This window comes from Chelonobacter oris (assembly GCF_000772535.1).
Taxonomy (GTDB): Bacteria; Pseudomonadota; Gammaproteobacteria; order Enterobacterales; family Pasteurellaceae; genus Chelonobacter; species Chelonobacter oris.
Window position 1 is genome coordinate 1 of the sequence record NZ_JSUM01000006.1, and the last position, 19,915, is coordinate 19,915.

The following is a 19,915-nucleotide window of genomic DNA, read 5'->3' on the forward strand; positions in this document are numbered from 1 at the left end:
AATTAAAATAATAGCTTGCTGCGCAGTTTCCGCAATACCATTAAGCATAAACACTAGCCATTCTTCCCAATTTTGGGTATCTCTTACATTTTGTAGTAGGGAGAAATATTGCCCTTTGTTACGATTAATATAGCGTGAGAGATATAAAATCGGTGTATCTAACTTTGGTATAAATCATCTTGTGTTGTAATAATATTTTCAATCTCCGAACTTTCTTTTGCTTCTTGTAGAGGCAATGTACCCACCAAGATATTTTGGTTCGGCATTGTTTGTATAACCCCTTTTAACTCACCAAGTGCTTGATGGGCAAAGTTGCTTGCTTTTAACACGGCCTTAGTTTCTAAATCATTCAAAAGAAATAAATCAGGAATTTGATAGATATCGCTATGGTTCATAGCTCCCCTCAATCGAATAGTAAGTCATTAATTTTATTTACTATCTATATCATCACTTCATACGGAAACCGTTAATTCTTGTATACATTATAAAGTCATTCACACAAAATACAGATTTCTTGTGCATATTATCACAACGTGCACACAAAACTTAAATTTCTTGTGTATATCATTAAAAAAGACAAGCCAACGCTTGTCTTTTTATACTAACCTACACAAAGTGCGGTTATTCTTCGCCTAACAGCCTCAATTCTCTGCTTCTGACCTGATTTTTCAGGATTTGGCAGAATTCATCAATGGTGAATGTGCCGAGATCTTGCCCTTTACGGGTACGAACCGCCACTTTTCCGGCTTCGATCTCTTTATCGCCACACACTAACATATACGGCACACGACGTAAGGTATGTTCGCGAATTTTGAAACCGATTTTTTCATTGCGCAAATCAGATTTCACTCGTAAACCGGCATCGGAAAGTTGTTTCACAACATTTTGCACATATTCTGCCTGCGAATCAGTGATATTCATTACCACCGCTTGCACCGGCGCTAACCATGACGGGAAGAATCCGGCATATTCTTCGGTGATAATGCCGATGAAGCGCTCAATCGATCCTAAAATTGCACGATGAATCATCACCGGCACTCTGCGATCATTATCTTCTGCGACATAAGAAGCATTTAAACGTCCCGGTAATGCAAAGTCTAACTGAATCGTGCCGCACTGCCATTCCCGATCTAAGCAGTCACGCAAAGCGAATTCGATTTTCGGCCCATAGAATGCGCCTTCGCCCTCTTGAATCTCAAATTCCAAGCCGTTGTGTTTCAACGCATTTGCCAAGCCTTCTTCCGCTTTATCCCAAATTTCATCGGAACCAATTCGAGATTCAGGACGAGTTGATAATTTGACTTGAATATTATTGAAGCCGAAAGTGCTGTAAATATCATAAACCATACGAATACAGGCGGTAACTTCACTTTCAACCTGATCTTCGGTACAAAAAATATGCGCATCATCTTGGGTAAAGCCACGAACTCGCATTAAGCCGTGTAATGAGCCGGACGGTTCGTTACGGTGACAAGAGCCGAATTCCGCCATGCGTAACGGCAGATCGCGGTAAGATTTCAAGCCTTGATTAAAGATCTGAACGTGACCGGGGCAATTCATCGGCTTAATGGCGTATTCACGGTTTTCCGATGATGTGGTAAACATCAGATCAGCATAGTTTTGCCAATGTCCTGTTTTTTCCCACAACACCCGATCCATCATAAACGGCCCTTTCACTTCCTGATAATCGTACTCTTTCAGTTTGGTGCGTACAAAGGTTTCCAATTCACGGAAAATCGTCCAGCCGTCATTGTGCCAAAACACCATGCCCGGCGCCTCTTCCTGCATATGATATAAATCGAGCGCTTTGCCGATTTTGCGGTGATCCCGTTTTGCCGCTTCTTCCAGCCGTTGCAAATATGCCGATAATTGTTTTTTATCCGCCCACGCCGTGCCGTAAATCCGCTGTAACATTTTGTTGTCGCTGTTACCGCGCCAATAGGCGCCCGCCACTTTTTGCAGTTTGAAATGGTGGCAAAATTTCATGTTCGGGACATGCGGGCCACGGCACATATCGATATATTCCTGATGATGATATAACGCCGGCGTGGCGGTTTTTTCAATATTTTCATCCAGAATCGCCAGTTTATACTCTTCACCGCGGTCTTTGAATGTGTCGTAAGCCTCTTGCCAGCTGACAACCTTTTTCACCACCTCATAATCGGTTTTCGCCAGTTCCTGCATTCTTTTTTCCAGCAGATCCAAATCGTCTTGACTCAAAGTGCGGTCAAGATCCACGTCATAATAAAAGCCGTTGTCAATTGTCGGCCCGATTGCCATTTTCACGTTCGGGAATAATTGTTTAATGGCGTGTCCCAATAAATGGGCGCAAGAATGGCGGATAATTTCCAGACCGTCCTCATCTTTGGCGGTGATGATTTCAAGCGAGCTGTCTTCACTGATCAAATCAACGGCGTCTTTGCGCACGCCGTTCACCCGACCGGCAATCGTCGCTTTGGCAAGCCCCGCACCAATGCTTTGTGCAACGTCCATAACGGAAACGGGGTGTTCGAATTGACGTTGAGAGCCGTCGGGTAAAGTAATAGTTGGCATAATTCATCCTTTTACAGTGGTAACCCATACGCAAGGCTACTTGTTCTAAATTAAAATGTTAATGGTGTTTGTCAAATCCGTTTATCTTTCGCACCTACTCTGTGCAAAAAATCGGGCTGGTATTTTAGCATGAAAAAACCATGAATTAACCTTTAATCTCGGCAATCGCAACGAAACCGTCAAACTTTGACCCAAATCACAGTAAAATCAAGTCGTTCCGACTAAGATAGGATTACAGGCGACTTTATTAGGAGTGACATGATGTGGAAAGCAATCTCTCAGCTGTTGGCTGAACAATTCGGTTCTTACTACACGATAAAATCCAAAACGCCTGTTGAAGACGGGGAAATGCATCAGGCATGGATTATTGACGACGGTAAAATCCCTGTTTTTGTCAAAATCAACGATAAATCCTACCGTTCGCTGTTTCGCACGGAAGCGGATCAACTGGCGCTGCTGGCAAAGAGCGGTACATTGCGGGTGCCGCGGGTTTACGGTGTCGGCTGCGCCGAAAACAGCTGTTTTATCCTGATGGAATCTTTGTCGTTAACCGCCGTGCCGCAAAGCAAAATGGCGGAATTGGGCGCACAACTGGCGGCCTTGCACACCTGCGGCAGCAATCAAGAATACGGTTTCGACTATGATACCTGGCTCGGCCCGGTTTATCAGCCCAACGCTTGGTCGAAAAACTGGTCGAATTTCTTCAGTGAAAACCGTATCGGCTGGCAACTGCAACTGTGCAAAGAGAAAAACATTCATTTCGGTCGTTTTGAGGATATTATCTCTTCGGTTACTTTTCATCTGGCAAAATACCAGCCTGTACCTGCCCTCCTGCACGGCGCGTTTTACTATAAACATATCGGCATCAGTGATAATGAAATCGTGGTGTTTGATCCCGCCTGTTATTGGGGCGATGCCGAATGCGATCTGGCGCTTGCCGAACTGTTTTATGATCTGCCGGCCGAATTTTATCAAGCCTATAACGGCATTAATCCGATCGATAAAGGCTATCGACAACGCAAAACACTTTATCAGCTGTACTATCTGCTTAATTTCAGCCACCGCTTTGGCGGCGATTACATTAAGCGTGCGGCAGATATTATTGAATTACTGAATTAAATTAAGGAAAAAAGGAAAAAAAGAAAATATGACAATAAGTGCGGTTATTTTTGATATGGACGGTGTCCTGATTGATTCGGAGCCGTTGTGGCAGCACGCCGCAATCGAATATTTCAATCGTCTCGGTTTGTCCGTCACTGCCGCTGATATGCAGCAGATGACCGGCGTACCGGCCGATGACGTTGTGCGACACTTATACCGAAGATATGGTGCCGCCCCCCTGTCCGTTGAAGAAGCAACCGAGCAATACCACCAAGCGGCGACCGCACTTATTCTGCAACGGCAGCCGTTATTTCCCGGCGTGAAACCATTGTTGGCACGCTTGGCGCAACGAAACGTTAAAATGGCGATTGCGTCTGCCTCACCGTTATATTTATTGGAAAGCATCACGCAAAAGTGTGGTATCCGCCACTATTTTTCGGCGATTGCATCCGCCACCGAACTGCATTATAACAAGCCGCACCCGGCGGTTTACTTGCATGCCGCCGACTTATTGGGGGTTGAACCGCACTTTGCGGTCGGTATCGAAGATTCCGTCACCGGCATGACCGCAGTCAAAGCGGCCTCGATGTGCTGTATCGTGCTGCCGTCAGCTGCAGAAGAACATGATCCGCGTTGGGCGCTTGCGGATTACAAATGCCGTTCGCTTGAGGACATTGACGAGGCATTTTTGGATCGGTTAATCCAACACCGATAATCCCGGCAGGGTAGAAAAACTTTGTGATTTCACCGTATGGTAGAAATCCTGCACGAATGCCGTGTTGACATCCGTTTCGCGTACCGCCGCATAAAGCTGGCTTTGCAGGCTGTTTTCCGTAATTTTGCGTGCCACGACATAGCCCCGCTCCAAATACGGCAACACCGCCCAATACGGCAATGCCGCCACCCCGCGTTTACTGGCGACCAGCTGGATAATCGCAATCGTCAGTTCACTGGTTCGCCGTGCCGGATTAATGCCTTGCGGATGCAGCACTTTGCGCAATAAATCCAGCATATCGTCAGGCACAGGATAGGTAATCAGCGTTTCGTCGACGAAATCCGCCGCCTGCCACACCGGCTTGTTCGCCAATCGATGATCTTTAGAGCAAATACCGACCATTTCATAGGCAAAGAGCGGTTGATGGACAATGCCTGCGGTCTCTTCCACTTCCGAAACAATCGCCCAATCGGCACGGTGAGTCAGCAGCAAGCCGATCGCATCGGTATGAAAGCCCGATACGATATCCAGCTCCACCAACGGCCAATTTTGGCGAAATGAATCCATCGCCGGCATCAGCCAGTCAAAGCAGGTATGGCACTCTACAGCAATCCGCAGCTGCCCGGCATCCCCCTCTTTCACCCGCACCAAATCCAGTTCCGCTTCAATCACTTTCGGCAAAATATCGTGTGCCAGTTTGATCAAGCGCTCGCCTGCGGCGGTAAAATGCAAGGGCTGGGTTTTGCGCTCAAACAGGGTTAAACCGTATTGCTCTTCCAGTAATTTAATTTGGTGGGAAAGAGCGGATTGTGTCAAATAGATGCGTTTTGCCGCCAAAGAGACGCTGCCGGTCTCTTTCAAGGCGATTAATGTTTTCAGGTGGCGAAGTTCTAAAAATATCGGCTTCATTAAAATTATTCATCATCTTTGTGAAAATTATTAGCTTGCATAATACACCAAAATCCTTCATTCTGCATCACAGATAGCCATTTAGACGGCTATTTAAAATTAAATAAATTTGACTAATTGGGAGAATAACATGACGACTTTTCATCTATCAGGCTTTCCTCGCGTCGGTGCCAAACGTGAATTAAAATTTGCTCAAGAGCGCTACTGGCGTAAAGAACTGGCTGAACAAGATTTATTGGACATCGCCAAAGCCCTGCGTGAAAAAAATTGGAAGCACCAGGCTGCCGCCAATGCCGATTATGTTGCCGTTGCCGATTTCACTTTCTACGATCATATCTTGGATCTGCAAGTGGCGACCGGCGCTATCCCGACACGCTTCGGTTTCGACAGCGCCACGCTGACACTAGAGCAATTCTTCCAATTAGCTCGGGGTAATGCGCAACAACACGCCATTGAAATGACCAAATGGTTCGACACCAACTATCACTATTTAGTCCCTGAATTCCACAAAAATACCGAATTCAAAGCCAATCCGGCGCACTATGTGCAGCAACTGCAAGAAGCGCAAGCCTTGGGTTTGAAAGCCAAACCGACCATTGTCGGCCCGATTACCTTTCTGTGGCTGGGAAAAGAAAAAGGCAAAGAAGCCTTTAACCGTTTGGAGCTGCTGGAAAAATTAGTACCGGTTTATGCAGAAATCCTGACCGCACTTGTACAAGCCGGCGCCGAATGGATTCAAATCGACGAGCCCGCACTGACGGTTGATCTGCCTGCCGAATGGGTTGCCGTTTTCAAACCGACTTATGAAAAACTCGCTAAAGTACAAGCCAACCTGCTGTTGGCAACCTATTTCGGTTCGGTTGCCGAACATGCCGATTTGCTGAAAAGTTTGCCGGTTGACGGCTTGCACATTGATCTGGTGCGTGCGCCACAGCAATTAACCGCTTTTGAAGATTATCAAAAAATATTGTCTGTCGGCATCATCGACGGGCGTAATATCTGGCGTGCCAACCTGAACCGTATTTTAGACGTGGTTGAGCCGTTAAAAGCCAAACTGGGCGAAAAATTGTGGATCGCACCAAGCTGTTCACTATTACACACTCCTTTTGATCTGGCAGTGGAAACCCAATTAGACAAAGATCTCTACTCTTGGTTAGCGTTCAGTCTGCAAAAAATTCAAGAATTAAACGTGGTTAAACAAGCGTTAAACCACGGTCGTGACAGCGTACAGGCGGATCTTACCGCCAGCCAAGCCGCGGCCGATGCCCGCGCCGCTTCCAACGTGATCCACCGCCCTGAAGTAGCGGCACGTTTGGCCTCTCTACCGGCCAATGCCGATCAGCGCCAATCACCGTTTGCCGAGCGGATCAAATTACAACAAGAATGGCTAAAATTGCCGTTGCTGCCGACGACCAATATCGGTTCATTCCCGCAAACCACGGAAATCCGCCATGCCCGTGCCAGCTTCAAAAAAGGAGCGATTTCGGCCGCAGAATATGAAGCCGCCATGAAAAAAGAGATCGCCTATGTGGTCGAACAACAAGAAAAACTGGATCTGGACGTGTTGGTGCACGGCGAAGCGGAACGCAACGACATGGTGGAATATTTCGGCGAATTGCTTGACGGTTTTGCCTTTACTAAATTCGGTTGGGTACAAAGCTACGGCAGCCGCTGTGTGAAACCGCCGGTGATCTTCGGTGATGTCGTGCGTCCTAACCCGATGACGGTCGCTTGGTCCACTTATGCACAAAGCCTGACCGAAAAACCGATGAAAGGCATGTTGACCGGTCCGGTAACCATTCTGCAATGGTCTTTTGTGCGCAACGATATTGAACGCGCCACCGTGTGTAAACAAATTGCATTGGCATTAAATGATGAAGTATTGGATTTAGAAAAAGCCGGCATCAAAATTATCCAAATCGATGAACCGGCGATTCGTGAAGGTTTACCGTTGAAACGTGCCGATTGGCAGAATTATCTGGCTTGGGCGACCGAAGCATTCCGTCTGTCTTCTTTCGGCGCGGAAGATTCAACCCAAATCCACACCCATATGTGCTATTCCGAGTTCAACGATATTCTGCCGGCAATCGCAGGCATGGACGCCGATGTCATCACGATTGAAACTTCCCGTTCCGATATGGAGTTATTGACGGCGTTTGGCGATTTCAAATACCCGAACGAAATCGGCCCCGGCGTTTATGACATTCACAGCCCGCGTGTGCCGGCAGCGAGTGAAATCGAACATTTGCTGCGTAAAGCACTTGATGTGATTCCTGCCGAACGTTTGTGGGTGAATCCGGATTGCGGCTTGAAAACCCGTGCTTGGCCGGAAACCCACGCCGCACTGGAAGTCATGGTCAATGTGACCAAAAAGTTACGTGCCGAACTGAACTAAGCAAACCGCACTTTCCAACAGAAAACGCGCCGACAAGGCGCGTTTTTATTGTTCACCGTTCAAGTGCGGTCAATTCAGTTTTCGTACTCAAAAACCCGCTCTTCCGTTTCCCGCACATCTTCCCCTTTCAGGTAATAATAGATAAACTCACAGATATTTTGACAACGATCACCGATACGCTCGATCGCACGGGCGGCCAGAATTGCCGTTAACAAACTGTCCACACTGTCAGCTCGGGTTTTCATACCGATTTTGGCATCGGTAATAATTTCTTGATAACGACTGTCAATTTTAATATCACGGGCATAAACATTTTTTGCCTCTTCCAGACTCATGCTGGAAAAAGCCCTTAACGTATCATGCAGCATGGCAATCGCATCTTGTGCCATCACATCAATCTTATCCTGTAGCGTTTTTTCAATGGTTACATCGTCATGCAGGGTGGTTTGGCTCATTTTATCCACCGAATCGCCGATACGTTCCAGTTCCGAGGCGACTTTCAGAATTGTAATGATAAACCGCAAATCGTCCGCCAACGGCTGACGACGGGCAATCAGCGTTACACAGGCTTCGTCCACCGCCACTTCCATTGAATTGACCTGTTGATCCCCTTCCACAACCGCACGCGCACTAACCTCCGAATTCCCTTTCATCACCAGCAAAGCGTCATGCAACTGTTTTTGCACCAGGCTTCCCATGGTCAACAGCAGTGATAACAGATGATTCAAATCACGATCATACTGTTTCATAATGTGTTTTTTTTCATTTAACGTCATTTTTTTCTCCTCTTAACCGAAACGGCCAGTGATGTAATCCGCCGTGCGGCTGTCTTTCGGGCGGTTGAACATCATTTCCGTTTCGCCGTGTTCAATAATATCGCCCAAATACATAAACACCGTGTAATCGGAACAGCGTGCCGCCTGCTGCATATTGTGCGTGACGATCACCACGGTATAATCTTTTTTCAATTCCAAAATCAGATCTTCAATCATACCGGTTGAAATCGGATCAAGTGCCGAACACGGCTCATCAAGCAACAGCACCTCCGGTTTAATCGCTATGCCTCGAGCAATACACAGGCGCTGTTGCTGTCCGCCCGACAGGCTGTAACCGCTCTTGTGCAGTTTATCTTTGGTTTCGTTCCAAAGTGCGGCTTTGCTTAACGCCCATTGCACCCGTTCGTCCATTTCCGGTTTGGACAGTTTCTCAAAAAGTCGCACGCCAAATGCAATGTTGTCGTAAATCGACATCGGAAACGGCGTCGGCTTTTGGAACACCATGCCGACTTTGGCGCGCAACAGCGAAATATCTTTTTTACTGCTGATAATCTCTTCTCCGTCCAGAAAAATCTGCCCTTCCGCCCGTTGTTCAGGATACAAGGCATACATTTTGTTAAAAGTGCGCAATAAAGTGGATTTGCCGCAACCCGACGGCCCGATAAACGCCGTGACTTGATTGGCTTCAATATCCAGATTCAGATTTTTCAAGGCATGAAAGTCGCTGTAGTAAAAATTTAAGTCTTTGACTTCAATAATTTTTCTCTTCGGCTCGGCTTTAGTCAAATCAATCATACTCATCGGTTATTCCTTACTTCTTCTCTTTATTTTTAAACACGACACGTGCCAAAATGTTCAGTAACAAGACGGCGAATGTGATAATCAACACCCCTGTCCATGCCAATTCCTGCCAGTTGGTGAACGGGCTGGAAGCGAATTTGTAAATGGTCATCGGCAAGCTCGCCATCGGCTTGCCCATGTCCAGACTCCAGAATTGGTTCGAAAGTGCGGTAAACATCAACGGTGCGGTTTCGCCGGCAATTCGGGCGACACTCAACAACACGCCGGTGATCACCCCTGCGGTGGAGGCTCGCAAGGTGATCGACAAAATCATTTTCCATTTCGGCGTTCCCAACGCATAAGCCGCTTCCCTCAAATTGTTCGGAATCAGATTCAACATATTTTCCGTCGTTCGGATCACAATCGGAATTTGCAACAACGCCAACGCTACCACCCCTGCCCAACCGGAAAAATTGCCGACCGGCGCCACAAACAAAACATACACAAACAGCCCGATAACAATTGACGGCGCAGACAAGAGAATGTCGTTAACAAAGCGCATACCTTCCGCCAGCCACGATTTTTTGCCGTATTCCGCCAAATAAATCCCCACCAGAACCCCTAACGGCGTGCCGATAAAAGTAGCAAAAATAACCATCATCAGGCTGCCGACAATCGCATTCGCCAATCCGCCGACTTCGGCATTCGGTGCCGGCGTCATTTCAAAGAAGACGTCCGCTGATAAGCCGGCAACACCTTTTTGTAACGTGGTAAACAAAATCCAGACCAGCCAGATTAAGCCGAACACCATTGCCAGCATCGCAGTGAAAATAGCAATGTTATTGATGATCCGGCGTTTGTTCTGCAACCGCACTTTGCGCTTTTCGTCATTATTCCGCCTTGACATCGCCATTATTTCGCCCCCTCATTTCTCGACAAACGGCGCACCAGCAATTTGGATACGATAAGTACCAATAACGTGATGGCAAACAGGATTAAGCCTAATTCCATCAACGCGGAAATATGCATATCCGATTCCGCTTCGGCAAATTCATTGGCAATTGCCGAGGTGATGCTGTTACTCGGCATATACAACGACAGACTGTCGAGCTGGTAAGTATTGCCGATCACAAAGGTCACCGCCATGGTTTCCCCCAATGCTCTTCCCAAGCCGAGCATAATTGCACCGACCACACCGCTCTTGGTATACGGCAATACAATACGCCACACCACTTCCCAAGTGGTGCAGCCGACACCGTAAGCCGATTCTTTCATCAATGCCGGTGTTTGTTCAAACACATCTCGCATCACCGAGGCGATATAAGGAATGATCATAATCGCCAAAATAATCCCGGCAGCCAAAATTCCAATCCCAAAACTCGGTCCGGAAAACAGCGAGCCGATAATCGGAAAGCCGGAAAGCACTTCGCCGACCGGACGTTGGAAATACTTGGCAAACAGTGGGGCAAAAATAAAAAAGCCCCACATGCCGTATACAATACTCGGCACTGCCGCCAACAGCTCAATTGCCGTCCCCAACGGACGGCGCAGCCATTGCGGTGCCAATTCGGTTAAAAAGAAAGCAATGCCGAAGCTGGCGGGAACGGCAATAATCAAGGCGATCAAAGACGTAACCAACGTGCCGTAAATCGGCACCAACGCCCCGTATTGATCTAACGGCGGATTCCACTCCTTAGACCAAAGAAAGGCAACGCCGAACTCTTTCATCGCCGGCAAAGAAGAAAAAATCAACGAAAGAATGATCCCCCCCAGAATCAACAATGTCAGATAAGTGGAAAACCTGACCAGCAATTCAAAAAAAATATCACCTTTCTTACCGGGTGATATTACCGCTGAGGATTTATTTGACATATGACGTCCTTTATATAAATCTTTAGGAAATAAAACGGAGTGCGGTTCACACTCCGTTGTGTTGACAGTAAAGATTAATAAACTGCTTTGCCGTCTTTATCGGCAATATTGCTTTTCCAAGCAGACTTAACGGTATCGACCACCGATGTCGGCAGCACCGCATAATCTAACGCAAGGGCTTCATCACCGCCTTTGTCCAATGCCCACTCAAAAAACTTCAAGGTTTCTTTGGCATGTTCTGCATTGCCCGGTTGTTTCTCAACCAAAATAAACGTGGTCGACGTGATAGGCCAAGCATTCGCGCCTTTTTGTTGGGTTAAATCTTGTGCAAAAGAAGCGTTCCAATCCGCACCGGCAGCGGCATTGCTGAAGCTCTCGGAGCTTGGGCGAACCACTTCGCCGTCGGCAGAAATCAAGCTGGCATACGGCAGATTATTTTGTTTGGCATAGGCATATTCAACATAACCGATTGCACCGTCAAGTTGCTGGATTGAAGCGGAAACCCCTTCATTCCCTTTACCACCAAAAGAACCCGATGCCCATTGTACGGTTGAACCAGAACCAATTTTTTCTTTCCATTCAGTGCTGACTTTAGATAAATAACTGGTGAAAACAAATGTCGTACCGGAACCGTCGGCACGGCGAATAACCGCAATATCTTTATTCGGCAAATTCAGGTCGGGATTTAATTTTTTAATGGCGTCATCGTTCCATTTTTTCACTTTACCGAGATAAATATCGGCAACCGTATTGCCATCGAGGACTAGCTCCCCGCTTTGAATCCCGTCTAAATGCACCGCCAGCACCACGCCGCCGATCACCGTAGGAAATTGAAACAGATTCTCTTTTGTCAGCTCTTTGTCTTTCATCGGCGCATCCGTTGCCCCAAAATCAACGGTTTTAGCAATAATCTGCTTTTTACCACCTGACGAACCGATACTTTGATAATTTACCCGATTCCCGGTCTCTTTTTGATAAGTATCCGCCCATTTGGCATAAATCGGTGCCGGGAAGGACGCGCCCGCACCGGTAATATCTACCGCAACGGCGCTGTTGGCAGCTAATACCATTGCAGAACCCATCAATGTGAATAGTGAAGTGCGGACAAATTTATTTTTAATAACTTTCATTTCAGTCTCCTTAACGTAAAATTTTAAATCCAATCCGTTTTGCCTTTTTGAGCGAATTAAACAGTATTTTCACACGGTCTCGCAAAACTTATGGCTCGAATATAGAGCAATTTTTTTCTCGATCAACCTCTTTTTTCAGCCTAAAAACCCATCGATAAGCTAGCTATGACGCTATGTTTATTTTATTATCATTATGAAATAGCATATTTTTTTATTTTTGTCATATAACTGTCATAAAACAAAAATATTCAACTGCTCATTTATTGAGCATGTCTTGCCGCAGAATTTTGCCAACGGGGTTATTTCGGCAAAAGTAATCATATCGATACTGCCAGATAAAAATCCAAAACCGACAATATGGCTTTTGTTTTGCCCTATTTTTTGTTAGAATCTTTCCCTATTGGGGCTGATTCTGGATTCGACGGGATTAGCGAAGCCCAAGGTGCATGTCGAGGTGCGGTAGGCCTCGTAAACAAACCGCAAAACAATAGTCGCAAACGACGAAAACTACGCTTTAGCAGCTTAATAACCTGCTCTTAGCCTTCTCTCCCCAGCTTCTGCTCGTAAGACGGGGATCAAGAGGAGTCAAACCCAAACGAGATCGCGTGGACGCCTCCGCTTGCGGATCGAAACGTTAAATTGAATCAAGCTAGCTTATCTGTCGCGTGTCTGTCCGCAGTGGGTAAGTGAAATTAAAGACTGACTAAACATGTAGTGCTGAAGGTAGAGTAATTTCGGACGCGGGTTCAACTCCCGCCAGCTCCACCACTTTTTAGTAAAGTCCGCCAAAGACTATCAAGGTCGCAATCCAAAAGGGTTGCGGCCTTTTTTATGCCTAATGAAGTCTACTGATAATTGCTAGAAACTACTTGTTATGACGCCCTGTTTAGTACCCCGATTATTTAGGCTATTAAAATGGCAAGAATCGTTCTAAACTCAACGATACTCAGATCAAGAAGGCCAAGGGCAAAAAGCTGGACGTGATGACTGGGAAACCGTTGCTCGAGCGAGACATAACCAGCAAGTAAATTCAGCCCCCGAGTATGGTTTAACACTGCTTGAGAAATATCTTGAACATGGTCAAAACCATTCAACTGAACAAAAGCTAAGATGGTCAGGGAAATATAACCTATCTGTTTTAAATGAAGCTCTCCCCGAAATATATGAGAGAGTTGACTGCACTTCCATTATGGATCTAGCACTAAACTATCCAAACATAAAATATAAAAAAGAATTAGAATCAGTTATCTATGCTATTGGCCTAGAGGAATTGAAGTTTCCTGATATTCGTACATCCAGTGATTTCTTAATACGGTACGGGTTTCCACCTCTGAACACGAAAAAAACACGACTAATATCAACTCAAATAATACATCTTCATCTACTCCAAATGCCCCTACAGGGACTAATAACTCATCCTCAAATAATTCATCACAGAATAGTTCAGGTAGTTCTGGAACAAATGGAACCGCTGCGAATAGCTCAACGCAAAATAGCAATACTTCTGCAGCAAATAATAGTTCTTCGTCTACAAAAAAATCAGCCACCTCAACAAACGATATAAAAACAGTAAGAAAATTATTGCGTAGCCTGAAACTATTTGGACCAAATAGATCTAAACTATTAGATATTAAAAAAGAAATGGTAAAATTAAAGCCTGAGGAACACCCCATCGCATTTATTTTTCTTCTAAGATGTATGATTGAAATATCTGCTAAGGCGTATTGTGATGACATAAGTTCATCCCAAGGCTCTCCCAAATATGTTAAAGCAGATGGTAGCGACAGAAATCTAGCCGATGTATTAAGAGACATTGTAAGTTATTTAACTCAAAACAAAGCTGACAAACAAATGGTAAAATTATTACATGGCCCATTAACAGAAATAACGCGCCAAGATGGTTTATTGTCAATAACCTCGATGAACCAGCTAGTGCATAATCCAAACTTTGTTATCCGTAGTAATGATATTCCGGGTCTTTTTGTATGCATTTTCCCACTAATTAAAAAAATGAATAACTAATTATGGCTAAATATAGAACACCACTAAGATACCCCGGCGGGAAACAAAAGCTAACCCCTTTTGTTTTGGAACTAATTATTGCGAACGGAATGGAAGGCTGTCAATACGTTGAACCGTATGCAGGTGGAGCCGGTGTTGCAATGCAGCTTCTCATTGATGGACATGTGAAAAATGTTCATCTCAATGACTCATCTTATCATATCTATGCATTTTGGCATTCAATATTAAACGATACGGAAAAATTCTGTAATCAGATATCTAAGCCATTATTAAATATTGATGAATGGAAAAAGCATCGTGAAGTAGTACGTCATCCATCAGAACATAGTATTTTTGGTGTTGGTTTTTCTACCTTTTATTTGAATAGAACTAATTGTTCTGGAGTATTAACTGGCGGGGTTATTGGTGGATTATCACAAGAAGGTAAATGGAAAATTGATGCAAGATTTTCACATTCAGAGCTAATAAATCGTATAGAATTAATTGCATCCAAAAAAGATAGTGTTTTTGTTTATAATAAAGATGCAGAAGATTTTTTTGCTGAAAATGTTATAACCTTTCCCGAAAATACTTTTATGTATTGTGATCCGCCTTACTTTGATAAAGCTAGTGGACTATATCTTAATTATTATAAACCAGAAGACCATGAACGAATAGCTAATACAATACAAATGATTGATAATATCAAATGGATTGTTTCATATGATGGTGTTGAAAACATACTCAGTTATTATAAAAACAGGAAAAAATTCCTATATCAGCTTCAATACAATGTAGCTAAAGTATATAAAGGAAACGAAGTTTTCATTTTTTCAGATGATATGGTCATCCCTAGAGATTCTGGCTTAGACTATATTTCTCATGCATTGAAAAATAATCCACAAGTATTTGAAGCACGCATTTGACTTAAAGCACTATGAACATATTATAACATATGTTGTTAAAAAGGCCTTTCAATTCTTTCTTTTCCCATTAAGGAAACTACCCATTGGGTAGAATACATATCTCCATACTTGGGGCACTCTTTCAGCCCATCGGGCTGTAAAAAACTCCCCATATTTGGGATAATCAAACACTTTATTGAAGTGAATATTTTCAGAAAACATTTATTAAATATAATATTATTTATTGATTGTCAAATATATTTAACTGTTGTTGAAAAAATATTATCACAACCATCAACCACGAATAAATTTAATCTTCCATAAAAAGTCTGAAGGATCAAACCAAGTTCCTGACGCCTTATCTCTTTTATATCTCATGTTATACTTCTGAATATTAGGGAAAGGTATATAATACCAGAAAGCATTTTAAAAAGCGGCTATTAGCTGACACTCCTTTCTCCATCACTGTTTACTATAAAAGAGCCAGAAATAGATAATAGAATTTTTATTTCTATGGATCGATCGGCTCAGAGATTATTGGAGTGCTCGGATCATCAACATAGTATAAAATACCTTCTATTTCAATAACCCATAAGATTATACATGTCAAGTTAAAGCATAAAATTATATAGTAGATTATCAGGGCAAGATCGCACTTTCCCCAAAATATGATCTAATATCACGTTCACTTCCAAAATAAAGGCAATCTCATGAATTTATTTCACTTTTTCGGGCAATTGGACGACCTGCGCAAAGACATCAATCAAAACCGTTTCTTGAAATCCTGTTTCTGACCATGAGTGCGGTGATTGCCGGGGCGGAAGGTCGGGCGGATATTAAACGCTTCGGCGACAGTCATTTGGCGTGGCTGCGGCAATACCGGCCGTTTCAGCGCGGCATTCCGGTCTATGACACCATTGCCCGCATTATCCGCCGTCTTTCCCCGGTGCAACTGAAGGATATTTTTATTAATTTTGTCAATCAAGTGCGGTCGGCACAAGGCGTGGAACAAATCGCCATCGACGGTAAAACCCTGCGCCACAGCTTTAGCGACGGTACAAAAACCGCGCTTCACAGCATCACCGTTTGGAGTAAAAGCCGCGGCTTGATTCCGGCGCAGCAAAAATCCCCGGGCTGGAAAAACGAACAACAAGGTGTACTGGAAATCTTAGATTCACTGATATTAAAAAATGCAGTGATTTCAGTGGATGCCATCAATACCCGCAAGAAAAAACAGTAAACTGCATTTTATATCGGCAGGCTAGAGGCTGATGTGGTATATAAAGAGGACGATTGCCCGATTAATGCGGAAGACGGGGCGGAGAATATGGCGATATTACGCCGTTTTGCACTGAATTTATCCCGTCTGCAGCCGGATAAAATGAGCATGCGGGGCAAGCTAAAAATGGCGGGTTGGTCGGACGAATACCGGTCGGCGTTGATATTTGGGGTGAGCGCTTAATTATTATACAAAGTGTGCGCTTGCCCTGACTTTCTCTTGAGCTGAGCGGACGATTGCCGTAGCATTGCGCCAAGTTGAATTTGAAGGACAATATATCATGCGTTATGACAAAATGAGTGCCTTTATCGTAATGGATATCGTGCGCGAAGCCGCCAAATACCCGAATGCCGTTCATTTTGAAATCGGTCAGCCTGATCTGCCGCCCTCGCCCAAGGTCAAAGCGGCATTACAACATGCGGTTGCCGACAATCAGTTCCGTTATACCGAAAGTCTGGGCTTAGCCGAACTGCGGCAAAAGATTTGCCAATATTACCACCGACATTATCAGGTTGAAATCTCTCCGCAACGTGTGCTGCTGACACCCGGCACCAGCGGCGCTTTTTTAATTGCCTATGCGTTAACACTGGCTAAAGGCGATAAACTGGGCTTAACCGATCCGTCTTATCCGTGCTATAAAAATTTTGCCTATATGATGGAAGTCGAACCGCACTTTATGCCGGTGGACAAACACAGTTGCTACCAACTCACGCCGCAACAGTTACAGGGACAGCCGATTCGGGCGCTGCAAATCTCCTCACCGGCCAATCCGACCGGCAATATTTACACCGCCGACAACCTGCGGGCATTAAACGACTATTGCCGTCGGCATGATATCGCCTTTATTTCCGATGAGCTGTATCACGGTCTGGTTTACGAACAGCAAGCTGCGACCGCACTTCAATTTAATCCCGACGCTTATGTCATCAATGGGTTTTCCAAATATTTCTGTATGCCGGGCGCACGTCTTGGCTGGATTATCGTGCCGCAAGACAAAGTGCGGTCGGCGGAAATCATCGCCCAGAATATTTTTATCTGTGCGCCGACATTAAGCCAATATGCGGCGTTGCACGCTTTTGATGCGGATTATTTGCAGCAGATCCAAACGACATTTAAACAACGGCGTGATTATCTGTATCAAGAATTGAGCAAACTTTTTACCATCGAATTTAAACCGCAAGGGGCGTTTTACCTGTGGGCGGACGTATCGCATTACAGCGATGACAGCTATCAATTTGCCAAAGAGATGTTGCACGAGATTCAAGTCGCCACCACGCCAGGCATTGATTTCGGCAATAACGGCACCAAGCACTATTTACGCTTTGCGTATACACGGGAAATCGAACATATGCGTGAAGGGATCGAGCGCTTGAAAATGTGGTTACAACAACGGGGCTAAAAAGCCCCGCTCTTTTGTGAAACGCCGTTACAGGCTGTTATTTTTAAAGCCGAACATTCGCTTTAAGGTATTGTCTTTATCAATCACATGGTGTTTTAATGCACCGGCAACATGCAGCAGAATCGCCGCCAGCATAATCGGCAACAAAGTTTTATGTGCCGAATTTGCCGCCCCCGCCAAACCGGCGTCCAATACTTCCCGCTTGCCGTCAACCAGATTGGCGGAGACCAAATCCCAACCGAACAGCTGTAAACCGTGGCCGCCGGCATAAGACATCAGCATGCCGGAAATCGGAAATGCCAACGTGCCCAAAATTAAAATCCAATGAATTAGTGTCGCCAACGCCTGCTCCCAGCCCTGATGCTGCCCGACCGGTTTCGGCCAGCCGTTTTTCCAACGCCACAGCACCCGAATCACAATAAACAGGAAGATAAAAATCCCCAACGATTTATGGGTCGGATACAAACCGTAACTGGCGGTTTCACTCATATAAACGCCCAATGTCATTAAGCCGAGGATAAAAAGCGCAATCAGCCAATGCAGCGAAATGGTGATATGCGATAGGCGTTCAGGGGTATCTTTCATTTTCGAAGACATAAAAAATCCTATATCGATTGTTAATAAAAAGTAAATTCGTCGATTATTATAATGACTTTTTCTCTAAAATATAGCGAAATTTGCTGTAGGAAAGCCGACGAGTCAATCGATAACCTCCGTCACTCGGCTGATTACCGCCCCCTGTCGGAATCGTGTCAGCATGCGATCACCGACTTGGAGCTGGCCGCCGGCGGTGATCGTTTTACCCTGCGGATCTTGCGAAATCGAGTAACCGCGCGCCAACACATTTAACGGGCTGAGGCGGTTTAAGGCGGAACATAATTCCGCCAATTGATGTCGGTTGGCGATCAAGCTTTTCTCAAACAGCGCATTCAACCGCACTTGCCGTTGTTGCAAATGTTGTTGCTGTTGACCGATTCGGTAAGGTAGCGGATTTTGCCGTAACCGCTGTTGCAGATTGGCATAACGGTTCTGTTTGCGCTCCAATTGCCGCTGAATGGAAAGCACTAGCCGCCGGCGGACAAAATACTGTTGCTGTGTTTGATTATCCAAAGCGCGCCGAACAGCTTGATTCAATCTGGCGATCAGCTGTCGGATCTGTTGCCGGCGGAGCTGAAGTTGTTTACTTGGGTGTTGGTGGCTTAAGCGCAGGCTCAAGCGTTCCCATTGCTGCTGTTTGCGGCTGAACAGCCGATCAAAAGCGATTTCCAAATGTTGCTGCCGATATTGCAATTGTTGCAATAATTCTTTTTGATCACGGCTAACTAATTCTGCTGCCGCTGAGGGCGTTGGCGCACGCAAATCGGCGACAAAATCGGCAATCGTCACATCGGTCTCATGGCCGACGGCGCTGATAATCGGAATCTCCGAGGCAAAAATCGCCCTTGCCACCGCTTCCTCGTTGAAGCACCACAAATCTTCCAACGAGCCACCACCACGTCCGACAATTAATACTTCAACTTCGTTACGTCGATTCGCCAACTCAATCATTTGTACAATCTCGGCAGTCGCTTCCTTGCCCTGTACTTGGGTCGGATAAATCACAACCTCCAAGCTCGGATCACGCCGTTGCAATACCTGCAAAATATCCTGTAACGCAGCACCACTCTTTGAGGTAACAATGCCGATGGTACGGTTAAAGTGCGGTATCGCTTTTTTCAGTTGTTGTGCAAACAGCCCTTCCGCCGCCAGTTTTTGTTTCAGCCGTTCAAACTGTTGCTGCAACAGCCCGTCGCCCGCCGGTTGCATACTGTCGATAATCAGTTGGTAATCGCCGCGCGGCTCATACAAACTGACCGACGCTTTGACCAACACCTGCATACCGTTTTGCGGTTTAAAGGCGACACGCATATTCTTCATGCGAAACATTGCACACCGCACTTGGGCGCTTTCATCTTTCAGACTGAGATACCAATGCCCTGAAATCGGTTGGCTGAAATTGGAAATTTCGCCGCTAAGCCAAACTTGCCCCAGATTGCCTTCCAACAGCAATCGAGCCTGATGGTTTAATTGGCTGACGGAGTAAATTGTCTCTTGCATATT

18 protein-coding genes and 1 other RNA gene are annotated in these 19,915 nt (G+C 45.3%); 8 read left to right on the plus strand and 11 right to left on the minus strand.

All coding sequences use genetic code 11. The features are described from left to right. Window positions 1–158: 158 nt before the first annotated feature. Window positions 159–395 (minus strand): Fic/DOC family N-terminal domain-containing protein, encoded by a 237-nt coding sequence (locus tag OA57_RS12810; RefSeq protein ID WP_034613943.1) that lies wholly within the window; start codon window positions 393–395, stop codon window positions 159–161. Between the two features lie 226 nt (window positions 396–621). Further along, window positions 622–2,553: a threonine--tRNA ligase gene (thrS, locus tag OA57_RS04230; protein WP_034613944.1), complete on the minus strand. Its 1,932-nt coding sequence runs from the start codon at window positions 2,551–2,553 to the stop codon at window positions 622–624. Window positions 2,554–2,814: 261 nt separating this feature from the next. Between thrS and OA57_RS04235 the strand changes: the two genes are divergently transcribed. Continuing rightward, on the plus strand, window positions 2,815–3,672 hold the full coding sequence (locus OA57_RS04235; RefSeq protein ID WP_034613945.1) for a fructosamine kinase family protein: 858 nt from the start codon (window positions 2,815–2,817) through the stop codon (window positions 3,670–3,672). 28 nt (window positions 3,673–3,700) lie between these two features. After that, window positions 3,701–4,369, plus strand: a complete 669-nt coding sequence (hxpB, locus tag OA57_RS04240; protein ID WP_034613946.1) for a hexitol phosphatase HxpB — start codon at window positions 3,701–3,703, stop codon at window positions 4,367–4,369. On the opposite strand, the gene OA57_RS04245 is transcribed toward hxpB, so the two are convergent. After that, window positions 4,352–5,278: a LysR family transcriptional regulator gene (locus tag OA57_RS04245; RefSeq protein WP_034613947.1), complete on the minus strand. Its 927-nt coding sequence runs from the start codon at window positions 5,276–5,278 to the stop codon at window positions 4,352–4,354. The genes hxpB and OA57_RS04245 overlap by 18 nt on opposite strands. Before the next feature lie 130 nt (window positions 5,279–5,408). On the opposite strand from OA57_RS04245, the gene metE reads away from it, so the two are divergent. Next, the gene (metE, locus tag OA57_RS04250) at window positions 5,409–7,673 is read left to right on the plus strand and encodes a 5-methyltetrahydropteroyltriglutamate--homocysteine S-methyltransferase (protein WP_034613949.1); all 2,265 of its coding nucleotides are present in this window, start codon (window positions 5,409–5,411) and stop codon (window positions 7,671–7,673) included. 74 nt (window positions 7,674–7,747) lie between these two features. Here metE and phoU read toward each other — a convergent pair whose 3' ends face one another. From phoU to pstS, 5 genes are all read right to left on the minus strand, one after another. Further along, window positions 7,748–8,449: a phosphate signaling complex protein PhoU gene (gene phoU, locus OA57_RS04255; RefSeq protein ID WP_034613952.1), complete on the minus strand. Its 702-nt coding sequence runs from the start codon at window positions 8,447–8,449 to the stop codon at window positions 7,748–7,750. A 12-nt stretch (window positions 8,450–8,461) separates the two neighbouring features. Further along, on the minus strand, window positions 8,462–9,244 hold the full coding sequence (pstB, locus tag OA57_RS04260; protein ID WP_034614447.1) for a phosphate ABC transporter ATP-binding protein PstB: 783 nt from the start codon (window positions 9,242–9,244) through the stop codon (window positions 8,462–8,464). A 16-nt stretch (window positions 9,245–9,260) separates the two neighbouring features. Beyond that, on the minus strand, window positions 9,261–10,136 hold the full coding sequence (gene pstA / locus OA57_RS04265; protein ID WP_034614451.1) for a phosphate ABC transporter permease PstA: 876 nt from the start codon (window positions 10,134–10,136) through the stop codon (window positions 9,261–9,263). 5 nt (window positions 10,137–10,141) lie between these two features. Continuing rightward, a complete protein-coding gene (gene pstC / locus OA57_RS04270) occupies window positions 10,142–11,101 on the minus strand; it encodes a phosphate ABC transporter permease PstC (RefSeq protein ID WP_034613954.1) in 960 nt (319 codons plus the stop codon). Window positions 11,102–11,175: 74 nt separating this feature from the next. Beyond that, window positions 11,176–12,231, minus strand: coding sequence for a phosphate ABC transporter substrate-binding protein PstS (gene pstS, locus OA57_RS04275; RefSeq protein ID WP_034613956.1), 1,056 nt, complete (start codon window positions 12,229–12,231; stop codon window positions 11,176–11,178). Window positions 12,232–12,633: 402 nt separating this feature from the next. Here pstS and ssrA point away from each other — a divergent pair. Next, window positions 12,634–12,999: a transfer-messenger RNA gene (ssrA, locus tag OA57_RS12345) on the plus strand. Between the two features lie 485 nt (window positions 13,000–13,484). On the opposite strand, the gene OA57_RS04280 is transcribed toward ssrA, so the two are convergent. Beyond that, window positions 13,485–13,967 (minus strand): hypothetical protein, encoded by a 483-nt coding sequence (locus tag OA57_RS04280; protein WP_152596714.1) that lies wholly within the window; start codon window positions 13,965–13,967, stop codon window positions 13,485–13,487. A 288-nt stretch (window positions 13,968–14,255) separates the two neighbouring features. On the opposite strand from OA57_RS04280, the gene OA57_RS04290 reads away from it, so the two are divergent. From OA57_RS04290 to OA57_RS04305, 4 genes are all read left to right on the plus strand, one after another. Then, on the plus strand, window positions 14,256–15,158 hold the full coding sequence (locus OA57_RS04290) for a DNA adenine methylase (protein ID WP_034613962.1): 903 nt from the start codon (window positions 14,256–14,258) through the stop codon (window positions 15,156–15,158). Between the two features lie 775 nt (window positions 15,159–15,933). Then, window positions 15,934–16,377: an ISAs1 family transposase gene (locus OA57_RS12580; protein ID WP_052122366.1), complete on the plus strand. Its 444-nt coding sequence runs from the start codon at window positions 15,934–15,936 to the stop codon at window positions 16,375–16,377. Between the two features lie 33 nt (window positions 16,378–16,410). Then, on the plus strand, window positions 16,411–16,599 hold the full coding sequence (locus OA57_RS12585; protein WP_052122367.1) for a hypothetical protein: 189 nt from the start codon (window positions 16,411–16,413) through the stop codon (window positions 16,597–16,599). Between the two features lie 97 nt (window positions 16,600–16,696). Next, window positions 16,697–17,815 (plus strand): pyridoxal phosphate-dependent aminotransferase, encoded by a 1,119-nt coding sequence (locus OA57_RS04305; protein ID WP_034613964.1) that lies wholly within the window; start codon window positions 16,697–16,699, stop codon window positions 17,813–17,815. 27 nt (window positions 17,816–17,842) lie between these two features. Here the strand turns inward: OA57_RS04305 and OA57_RS04310 are convergent, their stop codons facing one another. Further along, window positions 17,843–18,412: a cytochrome b gene (locus tag OA57_RS04310; RefSeq protein ID WP_200883595.1), complete on the minus strand. Its 570-nt coding sequence runs from the start codon at window positions 18,410–18,412 to the stop codon at window positions 17,843–17,845. Between the two features lie 102 nt (window positions 18,413–18,514). Beyond that, window positions 18,515–19,912, minus strand: a complete 1,398-nt coding sequence (gene xseA / locus OA57_RS04315) for an exodeoxyribonuclease VII large subunit (protein WP_034613966.1) — start codon at window positions 19,910–19,912, stop codon at window positions 18,515–18,517. Between the last annotated feature and the right edge of the window lie 3 nt (window positions 19,913–19,915).